Source organism: Pseudomonas sp. Z4-20 (genome assembly GCF_051131955.1).
In the GTDB taxonomy this organism is placed as follows: Bacteria; Pseudomonadota; Gammaproteobacteria; order Pseudomonadales; family Pseudomonadaceae; genus Aquipseudomonas; species Aquipseudomonas marvdashtae.
In genome coordinates this window covers 4,009,603-4,031,235 of the sequence record NZ_CP071641.1, presented here as the reverse complement: position 1 = coordinate 4,031,235, position 21,633 = coordinate 4,009,603, and the positions used below count along the sequence as shown (strand labels likewise).

Here is a 21,633-nt window from a genome sequence, read left to right as displayed (position 1 = left end):
CATTATGACGCCTGAAGTAGCGGTAGACCTGTTCCGCGAAGCGCTCTGGCTGACCACTGTGATGGTTGCCATCCTGGTAATTCCGAGCCTGCTGGTGGGCTTGATGGTGGCGATGTTCCAGGCCGCCACACAGATCAACGAACAGACCCTGAGCTTCCTGCCGCGCCTGCTGGTAATGCTGGTGACGCTGATTGTCGCCGGCCCTTGGCTGGTGCAAACCTTCATGGAATACATCCTGCAGTTGTACGGCAGTATTCCGCAGTTGATCGGCTGAGCCGATGTCGATGCTCGAGCTGACGGACACCCAGATCAGTACCTGGGTGGCGTCGTTCATCCTGCCGCTGTTTCGCGTCGCCGCGGTGCTGATGAGCATGCCGGTCTTTGGCACTACCCTGGTCCCGACTCGGGTGCGCCTGTACCTGGCCCTGGCGATCACGGTGGTCATCGCCCCGGGACTGCCGCCGATGCCGCCCGTCAACGCCCTGGACCTCAGTGCGCTGATGCTGGTGGCCGAACAGATTCTCATCGGTGCCTTGATGGGCTTCTCATTGCAGCTGTTCTTCCAGGCATTCGTGGTCGCTGGACAAATCATCTCGATCCAGATGGGTATGGCGTTCGCCTCCATGATCGACCCCACCAACGGCGTAAACACCGCGGTCATCGGGCAGTTCCTGACGATGCTGGTGACGCTGTTGTTCCTCGCCATGAACGGACATCTGGTGGTGTTCGAAGTGCTGACCGAGAGCTTCACGACGATGCCGGTGGGCAGCGCGATGCTGGTCAATCATTTCTGGGACATTGCCGGCAAGCTCGGCTGGGTCCTCGGCGCGGCGATGCTGCTGGTGTTGCCGGCGATCACCGCGCTGCTGGTGGTCAACATAGCCTTTGGCGTAATGACCCGGGCGGCGCCGCAATTGAACATCTTTTCCATTGGTTTTCCGCTGACCCTCGTGCTGGGCATGGTGATTTTCTGGGTCACCCTGGGGGATATTCTCAACCAGTATCAGCCGCTGGCCACCCAGGCCTTGCAGCTGCTACGCGATATGGCACAGGCGCGCTGAACCATGGCTGAAAGCGAGAGTGGCCAGGACAAGACAGAAGATCCCACGGAGAAACGCAAGAAAGAGTCCAGGGACAAAGGCGAGGTCGCACGTTCCAAAGAGCTCAATACACTTGCGATCATGCTCGCCGGCGCTGGCGGCTTGCTGATTTATGGCGGTGGGCTGGCTTTGGATTTGCTGGAAATCATGCGCCTGAATTTCTCTCTGCCTCGAGAAGTGCTACTGAGTCCTGGCGCGATGACGCAGTACCTGTTGCATTCGGGCAAGATCGCAATCATTTCGATGCAGCCGATCCTGATTTTCTTGCTGCTGGCGGCGTTTCTGGGGCCCATTTCCTTGGGCGGATGGCTGTTTTCCGGCAAGACCATGGCCCCGAAATTCAGTCGGATGAACCCTGCTGCGGGCCTCAAGCGCATGTTCTCAACCACGGCGGTGATGGAGCTGCTGAAGGCGCTTGGGAAGTTTCTGCTGATCCTGTTCGTTGCGCTGACGGTGCTGCAGGCCGACATCGACGACTTGCTGCGTATCGCCCATGAGCCGCTGGAACAAGCCATTATCCACAGCGTTCAGCTGGTTGGCTGGAGCACCTTGTGGATGGCCTGCGGGCTGATTCTGATTGCCGCCATCGACGTGCCGATCCAGCTTTATCAAAGCAAGCAAAAGCTGATGATGACCAAGCAGGAAATTCGCGACGAGTACAAGGAGCAAGAAGGCAAGCCCGAAGTCAAGCAGCGGATCCGTCAGTTGCAGCGCGAAGTGTCCCAGCGACGAATGATGGCGGCCATCCCCGACGCCGACGTGGTCATCACCAACCCGACCCATTTCGCCGTGGCGCTCAAGTACGACCCCGAAAAAGGCAACGCACCGGTGTTGCTGGCCAAGGGCAGCGATTTCCTGGCGCTGAAGATCCGTGAGATCGCCGTGGCCAATGAAGTGATGCTGCTCGAATCCCCGGCGTTGGCGCGGTCGATTTACTACTCCACTGAGCTTGACCAGGAAATCCCGGGTGGCCTGTATCTGGCCGTCGCCCAGGTGTTGGCCTACGTCTACCAGATTCGCCAGCACCGCGCCGGCAAGGGCAAGCGCCCCGATCCGCTCAAGGATTTGCCGATTCCGCCGGATCTGCGGCGCGATTCCTGAGTCGGTCGGCACCCTTCAAACCTTTCTATTTTAGCCTCCTACAAAAGTTGGAAGGCTTCTTGCAATACCCCGCCTGAGCCCCTTCAGGGCGTCAAAAGTTTGCTTCACAGGAACGGGGAATTTTGGTGGATCGCTCTCAGTTACTCAGCAATGCGCGCAGCAACGTAGCAGACCTCAGCCGGGGTAATCTGGGCGTGCCGCTGTTGCTGCTGGTCATGCTCGCCATGATGATGCTGCCTGTGCCGCCGTTCTTGCTGGACGTGTTCTTCACGTTCAACATCGCCTTGTCGATTGTCGTGTTGCTGGTCTGCGTATACGCCTTGCGGCCGCTGGATTTTGCAGTGTTTCCAACCATTCTGCTGGTAGCTACGCTGATGCGGCTGGCGCTGAACGTAGCGTCGACACGGGTTGTCATGATCCACGGTCACGAAGGTCACGAAGCCGCTGGTAAGGTGATCCAGGCCTTCGGCGAGGTGGTAATCGGCGGTAACTACGTGGTCGGTATCGTGGTGTTCGCGATTTTGATGATCATCAACTTCGTCGTGGTGACCAAGGGTGCCGGGCGGATTTCCGAGGTGAGCGCACGTTTTACCCTCGACGCGATGCCCGGCAAACAAATGGCAATCGATGCTGACCTCAACGCCGGCCTGATCGACCAGGGCCAGGCCAAGGCCCGTCGTCTTGAAGTCGCCCAGGAAGCCGAGTTCTACGGTTCCATGGACGGTGCCAGCAAGTTCGTGCGCGGTGACGCCATTGCCGGCCTGCTGATTCTGTTCATCAACCTGATCGGCGGCATGGCCGTCGGTATCTTCCAACATGGCATGACCTTCGGTGACGCTGGCAAGGTGTACGCCTTGCTGACCATCGGTGACGGTTTGGTGGCGCAATTGCCATCACTGTTGTTATCCACAGCTGCCGCGATCATGGTGACCCGTGCTTCGGGCTCCGAAGACATGGGCAAGCAGATTGGCCGTCAGATGTTCGCGTCGCCCAAGGCGTTGGCCGTGGCCGCCGGCTTGATGGCGGTGATGGGTATCGTGCCGGGAATGCCGCACTTTTCCTTCCTGAGCATGGCTGCCCTGGCTGCCGGTGGCGCCTACCTGTTCTGGAAGAAGCAGAACGTGCAGAAAGTCCAAGCGTTGGATGAGGTCAAGCGTCAGCAGGAACTGCTGCCGTCGCCGGCCCGCGCCATGGAAACCAAGGAACTGGGCTGGGACGATGTGACGCCGATCGACATGATCGGCCTGGAAGTCGGCTACCGCCTGATTCCATTGGTCGATCGCAATCAGGGTGGTCAACTGCTGGCGCGGATCAAGGGCGTGCGCAAGAAGCTGTCCCAGGACCTGGGCTTCCTGATGCCCACCGTGCACATCCGCGACAACCTCGACTTGGCACCCAGCGCCTATCGCCTGACGCTCATGGGCGTGATCCTGGCCGAAGCCGAGATCTACCCGGACCGCGAGCTGGCGATCAACCCGGGGCAGGTCTACGGTTCGCTCAACGGCATTACCGCCAAGGATCCGGCTTTCGGCCTGGAAGCGGTGTGGATCGAAATCAGCCAGCGAGCCCAGGCCCAGTCCCTCGGCTACACCGTGGTGGACGCCAGCACCGTGGTCGCGACTCACCTGAACCAGATTTTGTACAAGCACTCCAGCGAGCTGATCGGCCACGAGGAAGTCCAGCAATTGCTGCAAGTACTGGCCAAGGGCTCGCCGAAGCTGGCAGAAGAATTGGTGCCGGGCGTGGTTTCACTTTCGCAATTGCTCAAGGTGTTGCAAGCGCTGCTGGCCGAACAAGTCCCGGTTCGCGACATTCGCAGCATTGCCGAAGCGATCGCCAACAACGCTTCGAAGAGTCAAGATACCGCCGCCTTGGTGGCTGCGGTGCGGGTCGGCGTATCCCGCGCAATCGTCCAAAGCATTGTAGGCACTGAGTCCGAGCTGCCTGTGATCACTCTGGAGCCAAGGTTGGAACAGATATTGCTCAATAGTTTGCAGAAGGCAGGACAAGGCTCGGAAGAGGGTGTTCTGCTGGAGCCAAGCATGGCCGAGAAGCTGCAACGTTCGTTGATTGATGCGGCCCAACGGCAAGAGATGCAAGGCCAACCAGTGATCCTGCTGGTGGCCGGTCCGATTCGCGCGATGCTCTCGCGATTCGGGCGCCTCGCGGTCCCGGGGCTGCATGTGCTGGCGTACCAGGAAATACCGGACAACAAGCAAGTGACCATCGTTGCGACAGTAGGGCCCAACGGCTGAGGTAGTGGTTTATGCAAGTGAAGCGTTTTTTCGCCGCCGATATGCGTCAGGCCATGAAACTGGTTCGTGACGAACTGGGCGCTGAAGCAGCCATCATCGGTAACCGTCGTATCGCCGGCGGTGTCGAGCTGACGGCAGCTCTGGATTACAAACTGTCGGCGCTGGCCCCACGGGTTCCGAACATGGAACTCGAGGATGAGCTGCGCAAGACCCAGTCGCGCATCGCCAGCGCCCAGGCCGAACTGAGCCTGCGCAGCAGCGAAGGCGACGGCAGCGCGGGCACCAATCGCCAATTGTTCGCCGGTCAGCCATTGACTGCCGGCCTGCCGTTGACCGCTGCCGAACCGCTGATCGAGCCAGCCTTGGCCGAGCCGCGTCGTCCGGCACCGATGCAGGCAGCGCCAGCGGCGGGCGTTGACCCACGCGCCTTGGACTCGATGCGTTTCGAACTCAACAGTTTGCGCGAGCTGATGGAAGTCCAGCTCGGCTCGCTGGCCTGGAACCAACTGCAAGGCAGCCGTCCGGCCCAGGCCAACCTGTGGCGTCGCCTGCAACGCATTGGCCTGTCCGGCCCGTTGTCGCGGGACCTGCTGGCGCTGATCAATGGCATCGAAGAGCCTCGCCAGGCCTGGCGCATGTTGCTCGCCCACTTGGCGCGGATGATCGCCACGCCGGAAGTAGAGCCATTGGAAGAGGGCGGTGTCATCGCCATGGTCGGCCCAGCCGGCATGGGCAAGACCACCACCTTGGCCAAGCTCGCGGCTCGCTATGTTCTCAAGTACGGCGCTCAGAGCATCGCCCTGGTGAGCATGGACAGTTTCCGCATCGGCGCCCAGGAACAACTCAAGACCCTGGGCCGGATCCTCAATGTGTCGGTGACCCATGTGGATCCGGGCCAATCCCTGGCCCAGGCGCTGGAGCCTTTGATGCGCAAGCGCGTCGTACTGATCGACACCGCCGGCCTGCAAGCCAGCGATCCGGCCCTGCGCATGCAGCTCGAAAGCCTGGCCGGGCGTGGCATCAAGTCAAAGAATTATCTCGTGTTGGCAACCACCAGCCAGAAACAGGTTCTAACCGCCGCATACCACAGCTACAAACGCTGCGGGCTGGCCGGCTGCATCCTGACTAAGCTGGACGAAACGGCAAGCCTGGGCGAGGTGTTGAGCCTGGCAATCGGTCATGAACTACCGGTGGCCTACCTGACCGACGGGCCGCGGATCCCGGATGATTTGCATCTGCCGCGCCGTCATCAACTGGTCAGTCGTGCCGTGAGTGTGCAAATGCAGGAAGAACCCAGCGAAGAAGCCATGGCTGACATGTTCGCTGATATCTACCACAGCCCGACCAAGCAGGTCGGCTGAGGTAATCATGAATATTTTTTGTACCTACATCGATGGTCTGCCATGCATTGTTCCATATGTGAACGCGCAGCCAGTAATGTGGCCTCCGTCTAAGTAAGACAAGGTAAAGAACGAACATGGGCAGCATGCATCCCGTACAGGTGATCGCGGTGACCGGCGGCAAAGGTGGCGTCGGGAAGACTAACGTGTCAGTGAACTTGTCCCTGGCTCTGGCAGAGCTTGGCCGACGGGTCATGCTGCTGGACGCCGACCTGGGCCTGGCGAACGTCGACGTGTTGCTGGGGCTTACACCCAAGCGCACGCTGGCGGACGTGATCGAAGGTCGCTGTGAACTGCGCGACGTGCTCCTGCAGGGGCCGGGCGGGATTCGCATCGTGCCGGCGGCCTCCGGCACCCAGAGCATGGTTCACCTGACACCGGCGCAGCACGCGGGCCTGATCCAGGCTTTCAGCGACATCGGCGACAACCTCGATGTGCTGGTGATCGACACGGCCGCCGGTATCGGTGACTCGGTCGTCAGTTTCGTGCGCGCCGCCCAGGAAGTCCTGCTGGTGGTGTGCGACGAACCGACGTCCATCACCGATGCCTACGCCCTGATCAAATTGCTTAACCGCGACTATGGCATGAACCGCTTTCGCGTCCTGGCCAACATGGCCCAGAGCCCGCAGGAAGGACGCAACCTGTTCGCCAAGTTGACAAAGGTCACGGATCGCTTCCTGGACGTCGCCCTACAATACGTCGGCGCAGTGCCTTACGACGAAAGCGTACGCAAGGCCGTCCAGAAGCAACGTGCCGTTTATGAAGCCTTTCCACGTTCCAAATGCGCGCTGGCGTTCAAGGCAATCGCCCAGAAAGTCGATACCTGGCCCTTGCCGGCCAACCCACGCGGGCATCTGGAATTTTTCGTCGAGCGTCTCGTGCAACAAACAGCAGGGCCCGTGTTATGACAGCCAGCGGTTACAACCATCTCTACAAAAAATCGGCACGGGACGCCCAATACGAATTGATCGAGCGTTACGCGCCCCTGGTCAAGCGTATCGCCTATCACTTGCTGGCGCGCCTGCCGGCCAGTGTCCAGGTCGAAGACTTGATCCAGGCGGGCATGATCGGCTTGCTCGAAGTGTCGAATAAATACGACGCGAGCAAGGGCGCCAGTTTCGAGACGTATGCCGGTATCCGTATTCGCGGAGCGATGCTCGATGAAGTCCGCAAGGGCGACTGGGCACCCCGTTCGGTGCATCGCAACACCCGCATGGTCAGTGACGCGATCCGCGCTATCGAAGCTAAAACCGGACGTGACGCTAAAGATCACGAGGTTGCGGCCGAACTCCAGTTGAGTCTCGATGATTATTACGGGATTTTGAACGATACCTTGGGCAGTCGCTTGTTCAGTTTCGACGACCTGTTGCAGGACGGCGAACACGAAGGGCTGCATGAGGATAACGCGAGTGCTCACATGGAGCCGTCGCGTGACCTGGAAGATGAACGTTTCCAGAGCGCGCTGGCGGAAGCGATTGCCAATTTGCCGGAACGTGAGCGACTGGTCTTGGCGCTGTACTACGACGAAGAGCTGAACCTCAAGGAAATCGGTGAGGTCCTGGGGGTCAGCGAATCACGGGTCAGCCAGTTACACAGCCAGTGCGCGGCCCGCTTGCGGGGGCGTTTGGGGGAGTGGCGAGCGCGCTGACGGGCAGTGTGGGGACGCTGCGAGCGGGGCTGGCCCGGCATGTGTGTGCCGGGCCAGTCTCATCCGTTGTGCTCCAGACCGTTGTCGAGTGTTATGCCGGAATTGATTGAAATGGCGCGTCCAGGTGCTGGGCGCGTTTAAGACTGCTTGGAGGTCGAATTGGACAAGAACATGAAAATCCTCATCGTTGATGACTTCTCAACGATGCGGCGGATCATAAAAAACCTGTTGCGTGACCTCGGGTTCACCAACACGGTCGAGGCCGACGATGGCATCACTGCCATTCCCGTCCTCAACAGCGGGAGCATCGACTTTCTGGTGACTGACTGGAACATGCCTGGCATGACCGGTATCGACTTGCTGCGCCACGTGCGCGCCGACGAAAAACTCAAGCACCTTCCGGTGCTGATGGTGACTGCCGAAGCCAAGCGCGAGCAGATCATCGAAGCGGCCCAGGCCGGTGTAAACGGCTATGTGGTCAAACCCTTCACGGCCCAGGCGTTGAAAGAGAAGATCGAAAAAATCTTCGAACGCATCGGTTAACGGCGCCACGGGGGAGCTATGGACAACGAATCTTCAATGGGCGATTTCGAATCGACCCTGAAAAAACATGCCCGCGAACTGGTCGACAGCCTTGAAAAGGGCCGCTTCGGTGATGCGGTTCAAATGATTCATGAGCTCAACCAGACCCGTGACCGAGGTCTGTACCAGGAAGTCGGCAAGCTCACCCGTGAACTGCACAGTGCGATCGTCAATTTCCAGATCGACCCGAACATGCCACAGGCCGAGGAAGTCTCGCAGATCACCGACGCCACCGAGCGCCTGGGTTATGTGGTCAAGCTGACCGAGGCCGCGGCCAACCGCACCATGGACCTGGTGGAAAGCGCAACCCCCCTGGTCAACGGCCTGAGTGATGAAGCCCAGGCGTTGAGCACCGATTGGGGTCGGTTCATGCGTCGCGAAGTCGGCGCCGAAGAGTTTCGCGAGCTGGCCCGTCGGGTCGACGGTTTCCTGACGCGCAGCAGCACCGAGAACCGTGCCGTGGCGAGCAACCTCAACGACATTCTGTTGGCCCAGGATTACCAGGACCTGACCGGTCAGGTAATCAAGCGCGTGACCCAACTGGTCACCGAAGTGGAAAGCAATTTGCTCAAGCTGGTGTTGATGGCCAGCCAAGTCGACCGCTTTGCGGGCATCGAACACGACCGTGAAGCGATGCTTGCTGAAAAAGATCCACAAAAACATCTCTCTCAGGGTGAAGGTCCGCAGATTCATGCCGATAAAAGAGAAGACGTTGTGTCCGGTCAGGACGATGTGGACGATTTGCTGTCCAGCCTTGGATTTTGAGTTTTAGCCCTATTTTAGGAGCAGCCATTAATGAGCTTCGGCGCCGATGAAGAGATCCTTCAGGATTTCCTGGTTGAGGCCGGCGAGATTCTAGAGCAACTTTCCGAACAACTGGTCGAGCTGGAAAGCCGACCTGATGATGCGGACCTGCTCAATGCAATTTTTCGCGGTTTCCACACTGTAAAAGGAGGCGCCGGCTTCCTCCAGCTCAACGAGCTGGTGGAGTGCTGCCACATTGCCGAGAACGTGTTCGACATCCTGCGCAAGGGTGAGCGTCGCGTTGATTCGGAACTGATGGACGTGGTGCTCGAAGCGCTGGATGCGGTCAATAGCATGTTCAGCGAAGTGCGTGAGCGCTCGCCGGTCACCGCTGCCACCCCTGAGTTGCTCGCCGCGCTGGCACGCCTGGCCGAGCCGCAATCGGCTGACGAAGCCGCGCCTGCCGAACCTGTGGCTCAAGAGCCGGTTGCCGAGGCATCGGGTGACATCACCGATCATGAATTCGAATCGCTGCTGGACTCGCTGAGCGCCGTCAAGGCCCAGGCTGAGGCTCCGGCCGCGCCTGCTGCGCAAGCCACCGGCGCAGCTGCCAGCGATGAAATTACCGACGACGAGTTCGAGTCGCTGCTCGACCAGCTTCACGGCAAGGGTCAGTTTGCTGCCGATGCCGTCGCAGCCCCGGCGACCCCGGCCCCGGCCGCGCCAAAGGCGGCTGGCGATAATTCCGACATTACCGATGATGAATTCGAGGCGTTGCTCGATCAACTGCATGGCAAGGGAACCTTTGCCGTCGATGCGCTGGATTCGGCCATCGCTTCCGCGCCGACCCCGGCCAAGCCAGCCGCCGCGGCAGCTGGCAGCGACCTGATCAGCGATCACGAATTTGAATCACTGCTCGACGAGTTGCACGGCAAGGGCAAGTTCAGCGAAGTCGGTACGGCCTCTGCTGCGCCGGCGGCTACCGCTGCGGCTGTCGCCAAGGCCGCGCCAAAACCGGCCGCCAAGGCACCCGAGCCCAAGGCCGAGACACCCAAGCCCGCCGCTGCTGCACCGGCGCCTGCCCGTGCGCCGGCTGCACCGCCCGCCGAAAAACCGGCCAGCGAAGCCGAGACTACCGTTCGGGTCGACACCGCGCGCCTGGACGAGATCATGAACATGGTCGGCGAATTGGTGCTGGTGCGTAACCGCCTGGTGCGCCTGGGCCTCAACAGCCAGGACGAAGCCATGTCCAAGGCCGTGTCGAACCTCGACGTGGTCACGGCCGACTTGCAGACCGCGGTCATGAAGACCCGGATGCAGCCGATCAAGAAAGTCTTCGGGCGCTTCCCGCGCCTGGTTCGAGACCTGGCTCGCCAGCTCAAGAAAGAAATCAACCTGGAACTGGTGGGTGAAGAGACCGACCTCGACAAGAACCTTGTCGAGGCCCTGGCCGACCCGCTGGTCCACTTGGTGCGCAACGCGGTCGACCACGGCATCGAGTCGCCGGAAGAACGCGAGGCCTCCGGAAAGGTTCGCGGCGGCAAGGTGATCCTGGCTGCCGAGCAGGAGGGTGACCACATCCTGTTGTCGATCTCCGACGACGGCAAGGGCATGGACCCGAATGTGTTGCGCGCCATCGCCGTGAAACGCGGCGTGATGGACAAGGACGCGGCCGATCGCCTGAGCGAATCCGAGTGCTACAACCTGATCTTCGCCCCGGGCTTCTCGACCAAGACCGAGATTTCCGACGTGTCGGGTCGTGGCGTGGGCATGGACGTGGTGAAGACCAAGATTTCCCAGCTCAACGGCTCGATCAACATCTACTCGACCAAGGGCCAGGGCTCCAAGATCGTCATCAAGGTCCCGTTGACCCTGGCGATCATGCCGACCCTGATGGTGATGCTGGGCAACCAGGCCTTCGCCTTCCCGCTGGTCAACGTCAACGAGATTTTCCACCTCGACCTGTCGCGCACCAACGTGGTGGACGGCCAGGAAGTGGTCATCGTCCGGGACAAGGCGCTGCCGCTGTTCTACCTCAAGCGCTGGTTGGTCAGCTCCGCCGCTCATGTCGAGCAGGGCGAAGGCCATGTGGTGATCCTTTCGGTGGGCACCCAGCGGATCGGCTTCGTTGTCGATCAGTTGGTTGGCCAGGAAGAAGTGGTCATCAAGCCATTGGGCAAGATGCTCCAGGGCACACCGGGCATGTCCGGCGCCACCATCACCGGCGACGGCCGCATCGCGTTGATTCTCGATGTGCCTAGCATGCTCAAGCGCTACGCCGCTCGGCGTATTTGATTCTGGAGGGGCATGGCCCAGCGCCGCGCCTTGTCTAACGGAGTGTTTATGGTAGTTAAAGTCCTGGTGGTGGACGATTCGGGGTTCTTCCGCCGCCGCGTCTCGGAAATTCTTTCAGCGGACACGAGCATTCAGGTCGTCGGCACGGCGACCAATGGTAAAGAGGCGATCGATCAAGCCCTGGCACTCAAGCCGGACGTGATCACCATGGACTACGAGATGCCGATGATGGATGGCATCACGGCGGTGCGGCATATCATGCAGCGCTGCCCGACCCCGGTATTGATGTTTTCCTCCCTGACCCACGAAGGCGCTCGTGTCACCCTCGATGCGCTGGACGCCGGGGCGGTGGATTTCCTGCCAAAGAATTTCGAAGACATTTCGCGCAACCCGGACAAGGTCCGGCAGATGCTGTGCGAGAAAGTCCACAGCATCTCCCGCAGTAATCGGCGTGTCAGTGCCTACAGCGCACCTGCACCTGCACCTACTGTCGCGCCGACGCCTGCGCCAACGCCAGCGTCGTCCAGCGGTTTCAACCCGGCACCGGTTCGCAGTGCCCCGGCACCTGCTCCCGCTCGTTCGGCGCCTGCCAGCGCTTCGTCGCCGGCGCCCAAGCGCAAGGCTTACAAGCTCGTCGCCATCGGCACGTCCACGGGCGGCCCGGTCGCGCTGCAGCGGGTCCTGACCCAGTTGCCGGCCAATTTTCCGGCCCCCATCGTGCTGATCCAGCATATGCCTGCCGCGTTCACCAAGGCTTTCGCCGAGCGCCTGGACAAGCTGTGCAACATCAGCGTCAAGGAAGCCGAAGACGGCGACATCCTGCGCCCAGGCCTGGCACTGCTGGCGCCGGGTGGCAAGCAGATGATGATCGACGGCCGTGGCGCGGTGAAAATCCTGCCGGGCGATGAGCGTTTGAACTACAAGCCATGCGTCGACATTACCTTCGGTTCCGCCGCGAAATCCTACGGCGACAAAGTTCTGGCAGTGGTGCTCACCGGCATGGGCGCCGACGGTCGCGAAGGCGCACGCCTGCTCAAGCAGGGCGGCAGTGCGATCTGGGCCCAGGACGAAGCCAGTTGCGTGATCTATGGCATGCCGATGGCGATCGTCAAGGCGGACCTGGCCGACGCGGTCTACAGCCTGGACGATATCGGTAGACACCTGGTCGAGGCGTGCCTGTAATGGATGTGCTCAGCCTGATCGGCATCATCATGGCGTTCGTCGCCATCATTGGTGGCAATTATCTGGAAGGCGGTCACCTGGGCGCGCTGGCCAACGGCCCGGCCGCATTGATCGTGATCGGTGGCACCGTCGGCGCCGCGCTGTTGCAATCGCCGATGAGCGCGTTCAAGCGCGCCATGCAGGTACTGGTCTGGATTTTGTTCCCGCCGCGGGTCGATCTGGCCGGTGGCATCGACCGCGTCGTCAACTGGAGCCTCACCGCGCGCAAGGAAGGCTTGCTGGGTCTGGAAGGGGTGGCCGATGCCGAACCCGACAGCTACTCGCGCAAAGGCCTGCAATTGCTGGTGGACGGCGCCGAACCGGAAGCGATCCGCAGCATCCTGGAAGTGGATTTCTACACCCAGGAAAGCCGCGACATCGAAGCGGCGAAAGTCTTCGAAAGCATGGGCGGCTACGCGCCGACCATCGGCATCATCGGCGCGGTCATGGGCTTGATCCACGTGATGGGCAACCTGGCCGATCCGTCGCAGCTGGGCAGCGGTATCGCCGTGGCCTTCGTTGCCACGATCTACGGCGTGGCGAGTGCCAACCTGGTGTTGTTGCCAATTGCCGCCAAGCTCAAGTCCATTGCGTTGCGCCAGTCGCGCTACCGCGAAATGCTGCTGGAAGGGATCCTGTCGATCGCCGAAGGTGAAAACCCGCGCTCCATTGAGTTGAAGCTCCAGGGCTTCATGGACTGATGGAGGATATGGAAAATGGCACGTCGCAGGCATCGTGAAGAACACGTCAACCATGAACGCTGGCTGGTTTCCTATGCCGACTTCATCACGCTGCTGTTCGCCTTTTTCGTGGTCATGTATTCGATCTCGTCGGTCAACGAAGGCAAGTACAAAGTGATCTCCGAGGCGTTGATCGGGGTTTTTACCGACTCCGATCGCGCCCTCAAGCCCATTCCCATCGGTGACGAGCGTCCGAAGACGACGACCCCGGCCAAGCCTCTGGTCAGGGACGCCGAGCAGGTCGATGCCGGTATTGCCGGTGGCAGCGATCCGCTGAAGAGCATCGCCGATGACATCAGCGCGGCGTTCGGCGACCTGATCAGCTCCAACCAGATGACCGTGCGCGGCAATGAGTTGTGGGTCGAGATCGAACTCAATTCCAGCCTGTTATTCGGCAGCGGCGACGCGATGCCCAGCGACATGGCGTTTACCATCATCGATAAGGTCGCGACGATCCTGAAACCGTTCGACAACCCGATCCACGTCGAAGGTTTCACCGATGACCAGCCGATCCGCACCGCGCAGTACCCGACCAACTGGGAATTGTCCTCGGCCCGTTCGGCGAGCATCGTGCGCATGCTGGCCATGCAGGGCGTCAATCCCGGTCGGCTGGCATCGGTGGGCTATGGCGAATTCCAGCCGGTGGCGAACAACGCCACCGCCGAAGGGCGTGCGCGCAACCGGCGGGTGGTGCTGGTGGTCTCGCGCAACCTCGATGTCCGTCGCAGCCTGACCGGTACGGGCACTGCGAACGCAAAACCGGATGCGGCATTGAAGCGGGCTGGCACACAAACTGCACCGCCCCCGGTCAAGTCGCCGGTAAGACAGAACGCCGTCAATTCTCCGTCACCGGCTTTATAACCGAGCTATTTCTCGATCGAGCGCGTCTTGATCGGGAGGAACGATCCGAATGAGAGTCTGGGCAGTCGCCAATCAAAAAGGTGGTGTGGGCAAAACCACATCCTCCATCGCTTTAGCCGGTTTGCTGGCCGAGGCGGGCAAGCGCGTGGTCATCGTCGATCTGGACCCCCACGGCTCGATGACCAGTTATTTTGGCTACGATCCCGACAGCCTGGAGCACAGCAACTACGACCTTTTCCTGCATAAGGGCGTTGTGCCCGAAGGCTTGCCAGGGCAACTGCTGCTCTCCACCAGCGATGAGCGAATTTCATTGTTGCCGTCGAGCACGGCGCTGGCGACCCTGGAGCGTCAGTCGCCCGGCCAGAGCGGCCTGGGCCTGGTGATCGCCAAGAGTCTGGCGCAGCTGTGGCAGGATTTCGATTATGCAATCATCGACAGCCCACCGTTGCTCGGGCTGTTGATGGTCAATGCGTTGGCGGCCAGCCAGCAATTGGTGATTCCAGTACAGACTGAACACCTGGCAGTGAAAGGCCTGGAGCGCATGGTCAACACCCTGGCGATGATCAACCGCTCGCGCAAGCAATCGTTGGCTTTCAGCATCGTGCCGACCTTGTTCGACCGTCGCACCCAGGCGTCCTTGGGCACCCTGCGTGTGTTGCGCGATATGTACCCAGACGACATCTGGCAAGGTTACATCCCGGTCGATACCCGTCTGCGCGACGCCAGCCGCGCAGGCGTCACACCGTCGCAATTCGACGGCAAGAGCCGTGGCGTACTGGCCTATCGCGCGCTTCTCAAACACCTGCTGGCCCAGCAGCTCGTTCCGCAGCAGGTGGCTTAAGGTGATGAGGTTTTCCACAGACGTTGCGCTTGCATGCGGGCGCTCAAGTCCTGCCGTATCCATGCCGATAACCTATTCAAGTGGCGCACAGTTCCTATGAACCGCCCGATCAAGACAACCTCGCGTCCGCAAATGGCCTTGCAGTCCTACCTGGACGGGCTATTGCAGGAAGCGACTGAAGAAATACCGGCGCAGCCGAGTACGGTCGAGGCGTTGCCCGAGCCGGTCGAAGCCGAGCCTGAAGCGGTGCTGGATGAGTTCCAGGCAGCGGTACTCGAGGAGCAGGCCCGTGATGCGCGGTTGCCAGTGGCTGCCGCAGCAGTTGAGGCACCGGTCAGCAAGCCGCAGGTGGCGGTGAAGGAAGCGCCCGCGCCGATCCTGGCGCCGGTTTCGACCGTCGCACCGTTGTTGCAAGGCCTGGCGACGCCGGTGGTGGAAATCCACCTGCCGCCGAGCAGTCCACCGCCGCCGGTGCCGGGCGATGATCGTCCGGCGTGGGCCGCCGAGCCGTTCGAGTGCCTGTTGTTCGATGTCGCCGGGTTGACCCTGGCGGTGCCGTTGGTCTGCCTGGGATCGATTTATTCCTTGGCTGGCCAGGAATTGACACCGTTGTTCGGCCAGCCGGAGTGGTTCCTCGGGATCCTGCCAAGCCAGGCCGGCAACTTGAAAGTGCTGGATACCGCGCGTTGGGTCATGCCGGACCGTTATCGCGATGATTTTCGCCAGGGCCTGCAGTACGTGATTTCGGTGCAGGGTTACGAATGGGGATTGGCGGTGCACCAGGTCAGCCGTTCGCTGCGCCTGGACCCGAACGAAATCAAATGGCGCAGCCATCGAGGGCAACGGCCATGGCTGGCCGGTACGGTGATCGAACACATGTGCGCCTTGCTGGACGTTTCCGAACTGGCGGAGCTGATCGCCAGCGGCGGGGCAAAACACCTGGACGGCGCAAAGCCGGTCCGCAAACCGATATAAGACAACCGGTGGCGCAGGGCGCCGCCGGACAGAACACACACCGCCACAGGCGGTTTTTCGAGGGGTCAAGGTATGAATGATAAGGCGTCGTCTCAAAAGGGTTCTGAAGATCCGATTCTGCAATGGGTGACCTTCAAGCTCGATAACGAAACCTACGGCATTAACGTGATGCGCGTTCAGGAAGTGCTGCGCTATACCGAGATCGCCCCGGTTCCAGGTGCACCGAGCTATGTGTTGGGCATCATCAACTTGCGCGGCAACGTGGTCACGGTGATCGATACCCGTCAGCGCTTCGGCCTGATGAACGCCGAGATCAGCGACAACACCCGGATCGTCATCATCGAAGCCGACAAGCAAGTGGTTGGCATCATGGTCGACAGCGTTGCCGAAGTGGTTTACCTGCGCCAGTCGGAAATCGAGACCGCGCCGAACGTGGGTAACGAAGAGTCCGCCAAGTTCATCCAAGGCGTTTGCAACAAGAACAATGAGTTGCTGATTCTGGTCGAACTGGACAAGATGATGAGCGAAGAAGAGTGGTCGGAACTGGAGAGTATCTGATTTGATTCTTGAGGTAGCAGTCATTGTCCTGTTCCTTTTCTGGGCAGGCACGCTGGCGATGTTCGTGGCGTACATCCGCGCCCAGCGGCAGATCGCCGCTGAGCAAGCCCAGGGCGATGCGCTGCGCGACCAGCGCATCCGGGACCTGGCCAAGCGCGTCGACGATTACCAGAACGGCACCGTGCGCATGGGCGAAGCGCTCCATGAGCTGCGTGCCGTCGTCGCGCCGTTGCCGGACAAGTTGGCGCAACTGGAACAACGCGACCCCTCCAGCCTGTCCTTCGCCCAAGCCGCCCGACTGGTCGGCATGGGCGCCAGCGTCGACGAACTGACCCAAGCTTGCGGCCTGACCCATGCCGAGGCGGAGTTGATGAGCAAGTTGCACAAGGGCGGTTGATTGCTTCGAGCGGCAAGCTGCAAGAGATCGCAGCCTTTGGCGGCGCCTATAGAGGTTCACATACCTCTATAGGAACTGCCGGAGGTTGCGATTTTTTGTTTTCAACCTTCGCCCAGTTGACCCATTCCCGTGGCGAGGGAGCTTGCTCCCGCTGGGGCGCGCAGCGGCCCTGAGTTTTTGGCGGTCGCTGCATATTGGGGCGGCTGCGCCACCCAGCGGGAGCAAGCTCCCTCGCCACGGGAGCAGCGTCGTCTCTGGTCAGTAATCATCCCCCCGATCCGTCACGTCCTTCTCGACAGGCTGCGCATGTGGGTCAAAGCCCTGGGGAAACTTGCCCTTCAGGTTCCAGGCGAACGCAATGATCTCGGCAATCGTGCGGTACAGCTCTTCCGGGATGCTATCGCCCAACTCCATCCGTGCCAGAAGCTTCACCAACTCGGCATTCTCATAAATCGGCACTTCGCTTTCCCGGGCAATGCGCAGGATTTCCTCGGCCAGGGCTTCGTCGCCCTTGGCGGTGAGGGTCGGGGCGTGGTGGCCGTCATACTTGAGGGCAAGCACGCAATCGAACTAAAAGTGGCCTCTCTTTACTTTCTAGCAATACGAAAGTTAAAAGTGATCGAAATTTCGGTTGGTTTCTTGTCTTGTGACCTACACCTTCGTAGTCCATTACCTACAATTTTGTCGGATCCCGCTGACTTGTGATAATTGCCGGTCGTCGGTAGTTTTATAACCCGTTGGAATGGCTTATTTGCTGGGTGGACCTAGGGCAACGTTTTTTGATAAAGGCTTAAAATTAACTGTGACGTTTAAATAGAAGTTTGTGGCTCGGTGTCGAGGCGGTCTATTAGTGGGTTTGCCTATTTGCTAATTGAGTGGGTGCCGTTGAAAGCTCCATCTGACATCGCATAATTAGAGAATAATAAGGAGCATTATGTATCTCGCCAAAGTTAAAGAAATTGCTGCGAATATACTTTTTTTGGAGTCTTCAGATGATATTGGAAGTGACGCCTCATTCGAAGAAATAGGTTTTTCCTCCATCGATTTCATTGATTTTTGTTATGAGGTTAAGGCTCAAATAAATCAAAGTATTGAACCGCATGATATATGGCCATTTACGAGGTTGTTGATCGATCCGCAATTTTATGCTGATGGGGGCTGGACTGAGGCGGGTAAAAAACTCGCTAATGAGATATTAGGATTAGGCAGCAGTGTAGAGTTAGATCCCAAGTCGCTGGATAAATACTGGACGTTAAAATTCTGCGCACGACGAATCGAGACGGTTATAAATGCCTAATCTATTCATCACTGGTTATGGCATTGAACAGGCAGCGTTGAACACACATGACTTGGTTCAGTGTCTGAGTGAGCCGCCGGACGATTTCCCAGACAACCAGCCAAGAGAGGCGAAGTTGTCAGCGGCGATTGTTCCGTTCATCGCCCGCGAAGATCGGGCCATGCTGACCTCTCAAACGATTTGTAACCTTAATGTCGCTTTCTCGGCCATGAGCATGGCCGAGCAAAACGTTAGCTTCACTCGGGCTGAAAAAGACGCCATGTGCGTGTACACCACCTATGAAACGGTCCGAGACTTTCATGAGGTGGTCTGGCAGTTCAAATCTTCCAGCGAGTACTACACCGATAAGGCTACTTTACTCGCCCACCTAGGTGAAATGGCCAATGCCGTGCACCCTTTGCGGCTGTTTCGCAAGCTGCCTACCAATGGTCTCTACCATTTATCAAAGCTTTTCGGGCTTCGCGGTGGCGGCTATCCGTTGCGCAAGATGTCGTTGGGCGGGCTCTCATTGCTGGAGGAGGCTTTCTACAACCTGTCATGCAGCGAGTCGAGGGGTGCTTTGATCTGTGCTTACGGTGATATGTCCAAAGCCGATAACGCCCAGGTATTTAAAAAAATGGGCTTGATCGATGTCAGGGAGTCGCATCGATCAAGCGTCCAGGGAACCAACGGCGCGGTATCGCTGGTTGTCGAAACCCCGGATCGGGTTTCCCGGAAGCAAGTCCAGCCACTGGCAGAAGTGTTTCTGGCGGTCAGTCGCTTTTCCACCAGCATGTTCACCACTCGCCAGGACTGGGTCGAGGCCTATGCACAACTGGAATCCTGGGTCCGAGATAGTCATCCGGTAGTGGTGCTCTACGACAACGGTGCACCCGGCATCGGCGATGCGGAGGTGCAGGCGTTGGAGAGCTGTTTGAACAGTTTCGAATTACGTCGATACAAAACCAGGTCACGGTATGCGGTGGCCACCAGCGGCCTGGTCGATCTGGTGTGCGCGTTAGCCGACCCGTCCATCGAGCCGGGCCGGGTGATCATCATCCACGGAGAAGGTGCAGGGATGGGCCTGGGCTTGATCGTGTTGCGCAAGTCACCAACGCCATCACAGAGGGTGTCGTCATGAATCAGCGAAAGGTTGTCATCAGTGGCTTCGGTTGTTGTACGCCGTTGGGTGATCACTATGCAGCTATTGAAGAAGCGTTACGTGATGGCCGTTCCGGTGTGAGAAAAATCGCCAAATATGACACCGCTTCGTTCAAGAGCCATTTCGCAGGAATCCCCGAATCGGGAAACTTTCCAACCCAGGGCGAACGGCAGCGATTCAGTCATGATGAGTTCTACACCCGTAAGGCCATGGAAAATCTGCTGGCGTCGGTGGCCTTCGACCCGGTCGCCATCGGTGAGCATCGGATCGGTTGTTTTCTGGGTGTCGACGAACCCGTGGTGGACATTCAACAAACGGTCAATTTGGCGTACGACCTGAGCAAGGTTGGTGGGAGGTTTGTCAATCTTGATTTAGCCCTCGAGAAGCACTTTCGAGTGCGGGATTTCATTCGTTACGACCCTACCAATGCGTTGCGTTCCGTCCATAAATTTGTACCGTTCAAAGGTCCGGCGTCGGTACATCTAGGGCTGTGTTCCGCTTCCTTGCAGGCCATCGGTATCGGTTTTCAAGCCGTGCGGCACGGACGAATAGATGCGGCGATCGTCGGCGGTATCTCGGCGAAGGTCACTCCCGAACATTACATCGGCCTGGAGTCGGTCGATATTATCGCCACGGATAAACGACTCGATCCCATAGGCTTGTCACGGCCCTTTGATACGCGGCGTTCGGGTTATCTGCCGGCTGAAGGTGCAGTGCTATTCCTTGTGGAGTCTCTGGACTCGTGTCTGAAAGCAGGGCGTGAGCCGTTGATGGAACTGGTAGGTTTTGGCACCAGTACCAACGCTAGCCATATCGTCAAGCCGGCACCCGATAGCGCCGAGATGAAACTGGCCATGGTCCGGGCATTGAGTAACGCCGGGTTGCGAGCGAGTGAGATCGGCATGGTCAATGCTCATGGGACTTCAACGATCCTAAATGACTTTCACGAGTCTGCAGCCATTTGCACAGTGCTTGGAGAACAGGTGCCCGTCACCGCCAACAAGTCTTTGCACGGGCACATGATTGCCGCGGCTGGGGCCATGGAAACTCTCAATACATTGATCAGCCTGCGCTCGGGTTTCATTCCCGGGACTATCAACCTTGAGTCCAAAGATCCCGACTGCCTAGCCAATGTTTCTCCGTTTACCCAGCAGCGTACTGTAGATTACTGCCTAAAAAACTCCTTCGGCATGGGCGGCCTCGCCGCGTCGATGATATTTAAAAGAATCGGATAATGACTATAAAAAACCGTACTTCGTTTGATATAGATAAGTTCAACAAGATGGTTGGCGAGTACGCCGAACAGGCTTACCCCCTGAATTTACCCACGGTCATGGGGTATGAAGATTTCGCGCAGAAATACCCGCCAATGAGCAAGAAAGCACTCATGGACGTGAGTGATACGCTAATTGACTCCGACAAACTTAAACAGTGCTATGTCATTTCTACATCGGGCACGACATCGGCCCCCCTAGTACTGGCCAGCCGTATTTTTCAGCGCGTCACAGAAGACAGCTACCCTTATCAGATTCGCGGTTTTATGGCCGAGCATGTGTTTTGTGCCGACGATACCGTGGTGAATCTCTTAACCGCCGGATGCTTGGGTTACAACTACGAAGGCATGTGCCGGATGCTTGAGCCGATTGGTTCTACAATGCTGCCAGTGGGGCGTCCCGATGTAATGAACAACATGCCGTCGTTGCTAAGCACCATGAAGCGTTTCAACGCAAACGTGTTGGTGGGCTCACCAACCGGAATCATCCAGGTCGCGCAGGCAGCAGAAAGGCTCAATGTGGATTTGGCGATCACCAAGATCGTGTTTGTCGGAGAAGCATTCCATCTGAGCAAGCGGGGTTTTATTCAGGCTCTATGGCCGGAGGTGCGGTTCTACAGCCTTTACGGAGCCACCGAACTGGGGTTCATGGCGGTGAATACGCCTGCCATGGAACCGCGTCAGCACTTGATATTGTCTGACTGGTTCTTCATGGAACAGACCGATACTGGTGAGTTGCTGATCACCGATCTGAAGGCCCCGATGGTGCCCATCATTCGCTATCGAATAGGTGACGTTGGCGAGTTGACCCAGAGGGAAGACAAGCATTACTACCTAGAAATCGGGCCAAGAGTGGCTGAGGAGTTTAGTCTCGGCGGCCACCGCATCAGTCTGACGCAGGTTGCGCAGGCATTGATTGCTGCCGGCGTATCGGCGGAGGCGTTTCAGGTGGCCCTGTCGACGACCGATGCTGGCAAGGACTGCGTCACAGTGCTCGTCGATGTTGAACCATCGGCCATTGATGCGTCCTGGACGGCACGCCTGGAAGAGCAACTATTCCATATCCCGAAGTTGGAAGAGGCGGTGGCGCGTGGTGTTGCAATAGTCAAGTGGGCAAGCAATGCAGACTTCTCCTATAACCCGCGGGGCAAACTCAACCGTTTACTCGACCGGCGCAATCAACTTCCGATTGCAGGCTGATAGA

Annotated in this window: 22 protein-coding genes; 21 read left to right on the top strand and 1 reads right to left on the bottom strand. The window is 59.0% G+C overall.

Annotation, left to right across the window (positions count from 1 at the left end; genetic code table 11):
• The first annotated feature begins 4 nt into the window (after positions 1 to 4).
• The 17 genes from fliQ to J3P82_RS18270 all read left to right on the top strand — a co-directional run bounded on the left by fliQ (position 5) and on the right by J3P82_RS18270 (position 16,718).
• Positions 5 to 274 (top strand): flagellar biosynthesis protein FliQ, encoded by a 270-nt coding sequence (gene fliQ, locus J3P82_RS18350; protein ID WP_434558090.1) that lies wholly within the window; start codon positions 5 to 7, stop codon positions 272 to 274.
• 4 nt (positions 275 to 278) lie between these two features.
• A complete protein-coding gene (gene fliR / locus J3P82_RS18345; protein ID WP_186637160.1) occupies positions 279 to 1,061 on the top strand; it encodes a flagellar biosynthetic protein FliR in 783 nt (260 codons plus the stop codon).
• A gap of 3 nt (positions 1,062 to 1,064) precedes the next feature.
• A complete protein-coding gene (flhB, locus tag J3P82_RS18340; RefSeq protein WP_434558089.1) occupies positions 1,065 to 2,201 on the top strand; it encodes a flagellar biosynthesis protein FlhB in 1,137 nt (378 codons plus the stop codon).
• A gap of 125 nt (positions 2,202 to 2,326) precedes the next feature.
• Positions 2,327 to 4,456, top strand: coding sequence for a flagellar biosynthesis protein FlhA (gene flhA / locus J3P82_RS18335; RefSeq protein WP_434558088.1), 2,130 nt, complete (start codon positions 2,327 to 2,329; stop codon positions 4,454 to 4,456).
• Between the two features lie 11 nt (positions 4,457 to 4,467).
• Positions 4,468 to 5,817, top strand: coding sequence for a flagellar biosynthesis protein FlhF (flhF, locus tag J3P82_RS18330; RefSeq protein WP_434558087.1), 1,350 nt, complete (start codon positions 4,468 to 4,470; stop codon positions 5,815 to 5,817).
• 116 nt (positions 5,818 to 5,933) lie between these two features.
• Positions 5,934 to 6,764 (top strand): flagellar synthesis regulator FleN, encoded by an 831-nt coding sequence (fleN, locus tag J3P82_RS18325; protein WP_003184001.1) that lies wholly within the window; start codon positions 5,934 to 5,936, stop codon positions 6,762 to 6,764.
• The gene (gene fliA, locus J3P82_RS18320) at positions 6,761 to 7,504 is read left to right on the top strand and encodes an RNA polymerase sigma factor FliA (protein WP_003199123.1); all 744 of its coding nucleotides are present in this window, start codon (positions 6,761 to 6,763) and stop codon (positions 7,502 to 7,504) included. The genes fleN and fliA overlap by 4 nt, the downstream gene beginning before the upstream one ends.
• Positions 7,505 to 7,675: 171 nt before the next feature.
• Positions 7,676 to 8,047, top strand: a complete 372-nt coding sequence (locus J3P82_RS18315; protein WP_008006721.1) for a chemotaxis response regulator CheY — start codon at positions 7,676 to 7,678, stop codon at positions 8,045 to 8,047.
• A gap of 18 nt (positions 8,048 to 8,065) precedes the next feature.
• Entirely contained in the window at positions 8,066 to 8,851 is a 786-nt protein-coding gene (locus J3P82_RS18310) for a protein phosphatase CheZ (protein ID WP_186637153.1), read from the top strand.
• Between the two features lie 30 nt (positions 8,852 to 8,881).
• Positions 8,882 to 11,125, top strand: coding sequence for a chemotaxis protein CheA (locus J3P82_RS18305; RefSeq protein WP_434558086.1), 2,244 nt, complete (start codon positions 8,882 to 8,884; stop codon positions 11,123 to 11,125).
• A 48-nt stretch (positions 11,126 to 11,173) separates the two neighbouring features.
• Complete coding sequence (locus J3P82_RS18300) at positions 11,174 to 12,307, top strand: protein-glutamate methylesterase/protein-glutamine glutaminase (RefSeq protein WP_434558085.1); 1,134 nt, start codon at positions 11,174 to 11,176, stop codon at positions 12,305 to 12,307.
• Entirely contained in the window at positions 12,307 to 13,047 is a 741-nt protein-coding gene (locus J3P82_RS18295) for a flagellar motor protein (RefSeq protein WP_305499634.1), read from the top strand. Before J3P82_RS18300 ends, J3P82_RS18295 begins: the two co-directional genes overlap by 1 nt.
• Before the next feature lie 15 nt (positions 13,048 to 13,062).
• Positions 13,063 to 13,947, top strand: coding sequence for a flagellar motor protein MotD (gene motD, locus J3P82_RS18290; protein WP_186610447.1), 885 nt, complete (start codon positions 13,063 to 13,065; stop codon positions 13,945 to 13,947).
• Positions 13,948 to 13,996: 49 nt separating this feature from the next.
• Entirely contained in the window at positions 13,997 to 14,788 is a 792-nt protein-coding gene (locus J3P82_RS18285; RefSeq protein ID WP_434558084.1) for a ParA family protein, read from the top strand.
• 96 nt (positions 14,789 to 14,884) lie between these two features.
• Entirely contained in the window at positions 14,885 to 15,763 is an 879-nt protein-coding gene (locus J3P82_RS18280; protein ID WP_434558083.1) for a CheW domain-containing protein, read from the top strand.
• A gap of 72 nt (positions 15,764 to 15,835) precedes the next feature.
• A complete protein-coding gene (locus J3P82_RS18275; protein WP_003199144.1) occupies positions 15,836 to 16,321 on the top strand; it encodes a chemotaxis protein CheW in 486 nt (161 codons plus the stop codon).
• Position 16,322: 1 nt separating this feature from the next.
• Positions 16,323 to 16,718, top strand: a complete 396-nt coding sequence (locus tag J3P82_RS18270) for a DUF2802 domain-containing protein (protein WP_434558082.1) — start codon at positions 16,323 to 16,325, stop codon at positions 16,716 to 16,718.
• Positions 16,719 to 16,976: 258 nt separating this feature from the next.
• Here the strand turns inward: J3P82_RS18270 and J3P82_RS18265 are convergent, their stop codons facing one another.
• On the bottom strand, positions 16,977 to 17,279 hold the full coding sequence (locus J3P82_RS18265; protein ID WP_434558081.1) for an EscU/YscU/HrcU family type III secretion system export apparatus switch protein: 303 nt from the start codon (positions 17,277 to 17,279) through the stop codon (positions 16,977 to 16,979).
• A gap of 373 nt (positions 17,280 to 17,652) precedes the next feature.
• Between J3P82_RS18265 and J3P82_RS18260 the strand changes: the two genes are divergently transcribed.
• From J3P82_RS18260 to J3P82_RS18245, 4 genes are read left to right on the top strand one after another with little or no spacing between them, the layout of a single operon-like run.
• Positions 17,653 to 18,015 (top strand): acyl carrier protein, encoded by a 363-nt coding sequence (locus J3P82_RS18260; protein ID WP_434558080.1) that lies wholly within the window; start codon positions 17,653 to 17,655, stop codon positions 18,013 to 18,015.
• Positions 18,008 to 19,135: a hypothetical protein gene (locus J3P82_RS18255; RefSeq protein ID WP_434558079.1), complete on the top strand. Its 1,128-nt coding sequence runs from the start codon at positions 18,008 to 18,010 to the stop codon at positions 19,133 to 19,135. Before J3P82_RS18260 ends, J3P82_RS18255 begins: the two co-directional genes overlap by 8 nt.
• Positions 19,132 to 20,391, top strand: coding sequence for a beta-ketoacyl-[acyl-carrier-protein] synthase family protein (locus J3P82_RS18250; RefSeq protein WP_434558078.1), 1,260 nt, complete (start codon positions 19,132 to 19,134; stop codon positions 20,389 to 20,391). The genes J3P82_RS18255 and J3P82_RS18250 overlap by 4 nt, the downstream gene beginning before the upstream one ends.
• Positions 20,391 to 21,629: a hypothetical protein gene (locus J3P82_RS18245; RefSeq protein ID WP_434558077.1), complete on the top strand. Its 1,239-nt coding sequence runs from the start codon at positions 20,391 to 20,393 to the stop codon at positions 21,627 to 21,629. Before J3P82_RS18250 ends, J3P82_RS18245 begins: the two co-directional genes overlap by 1 nt.
• Positions 21,630 to 21,633 lie beyond the last annotated feature (4 nt).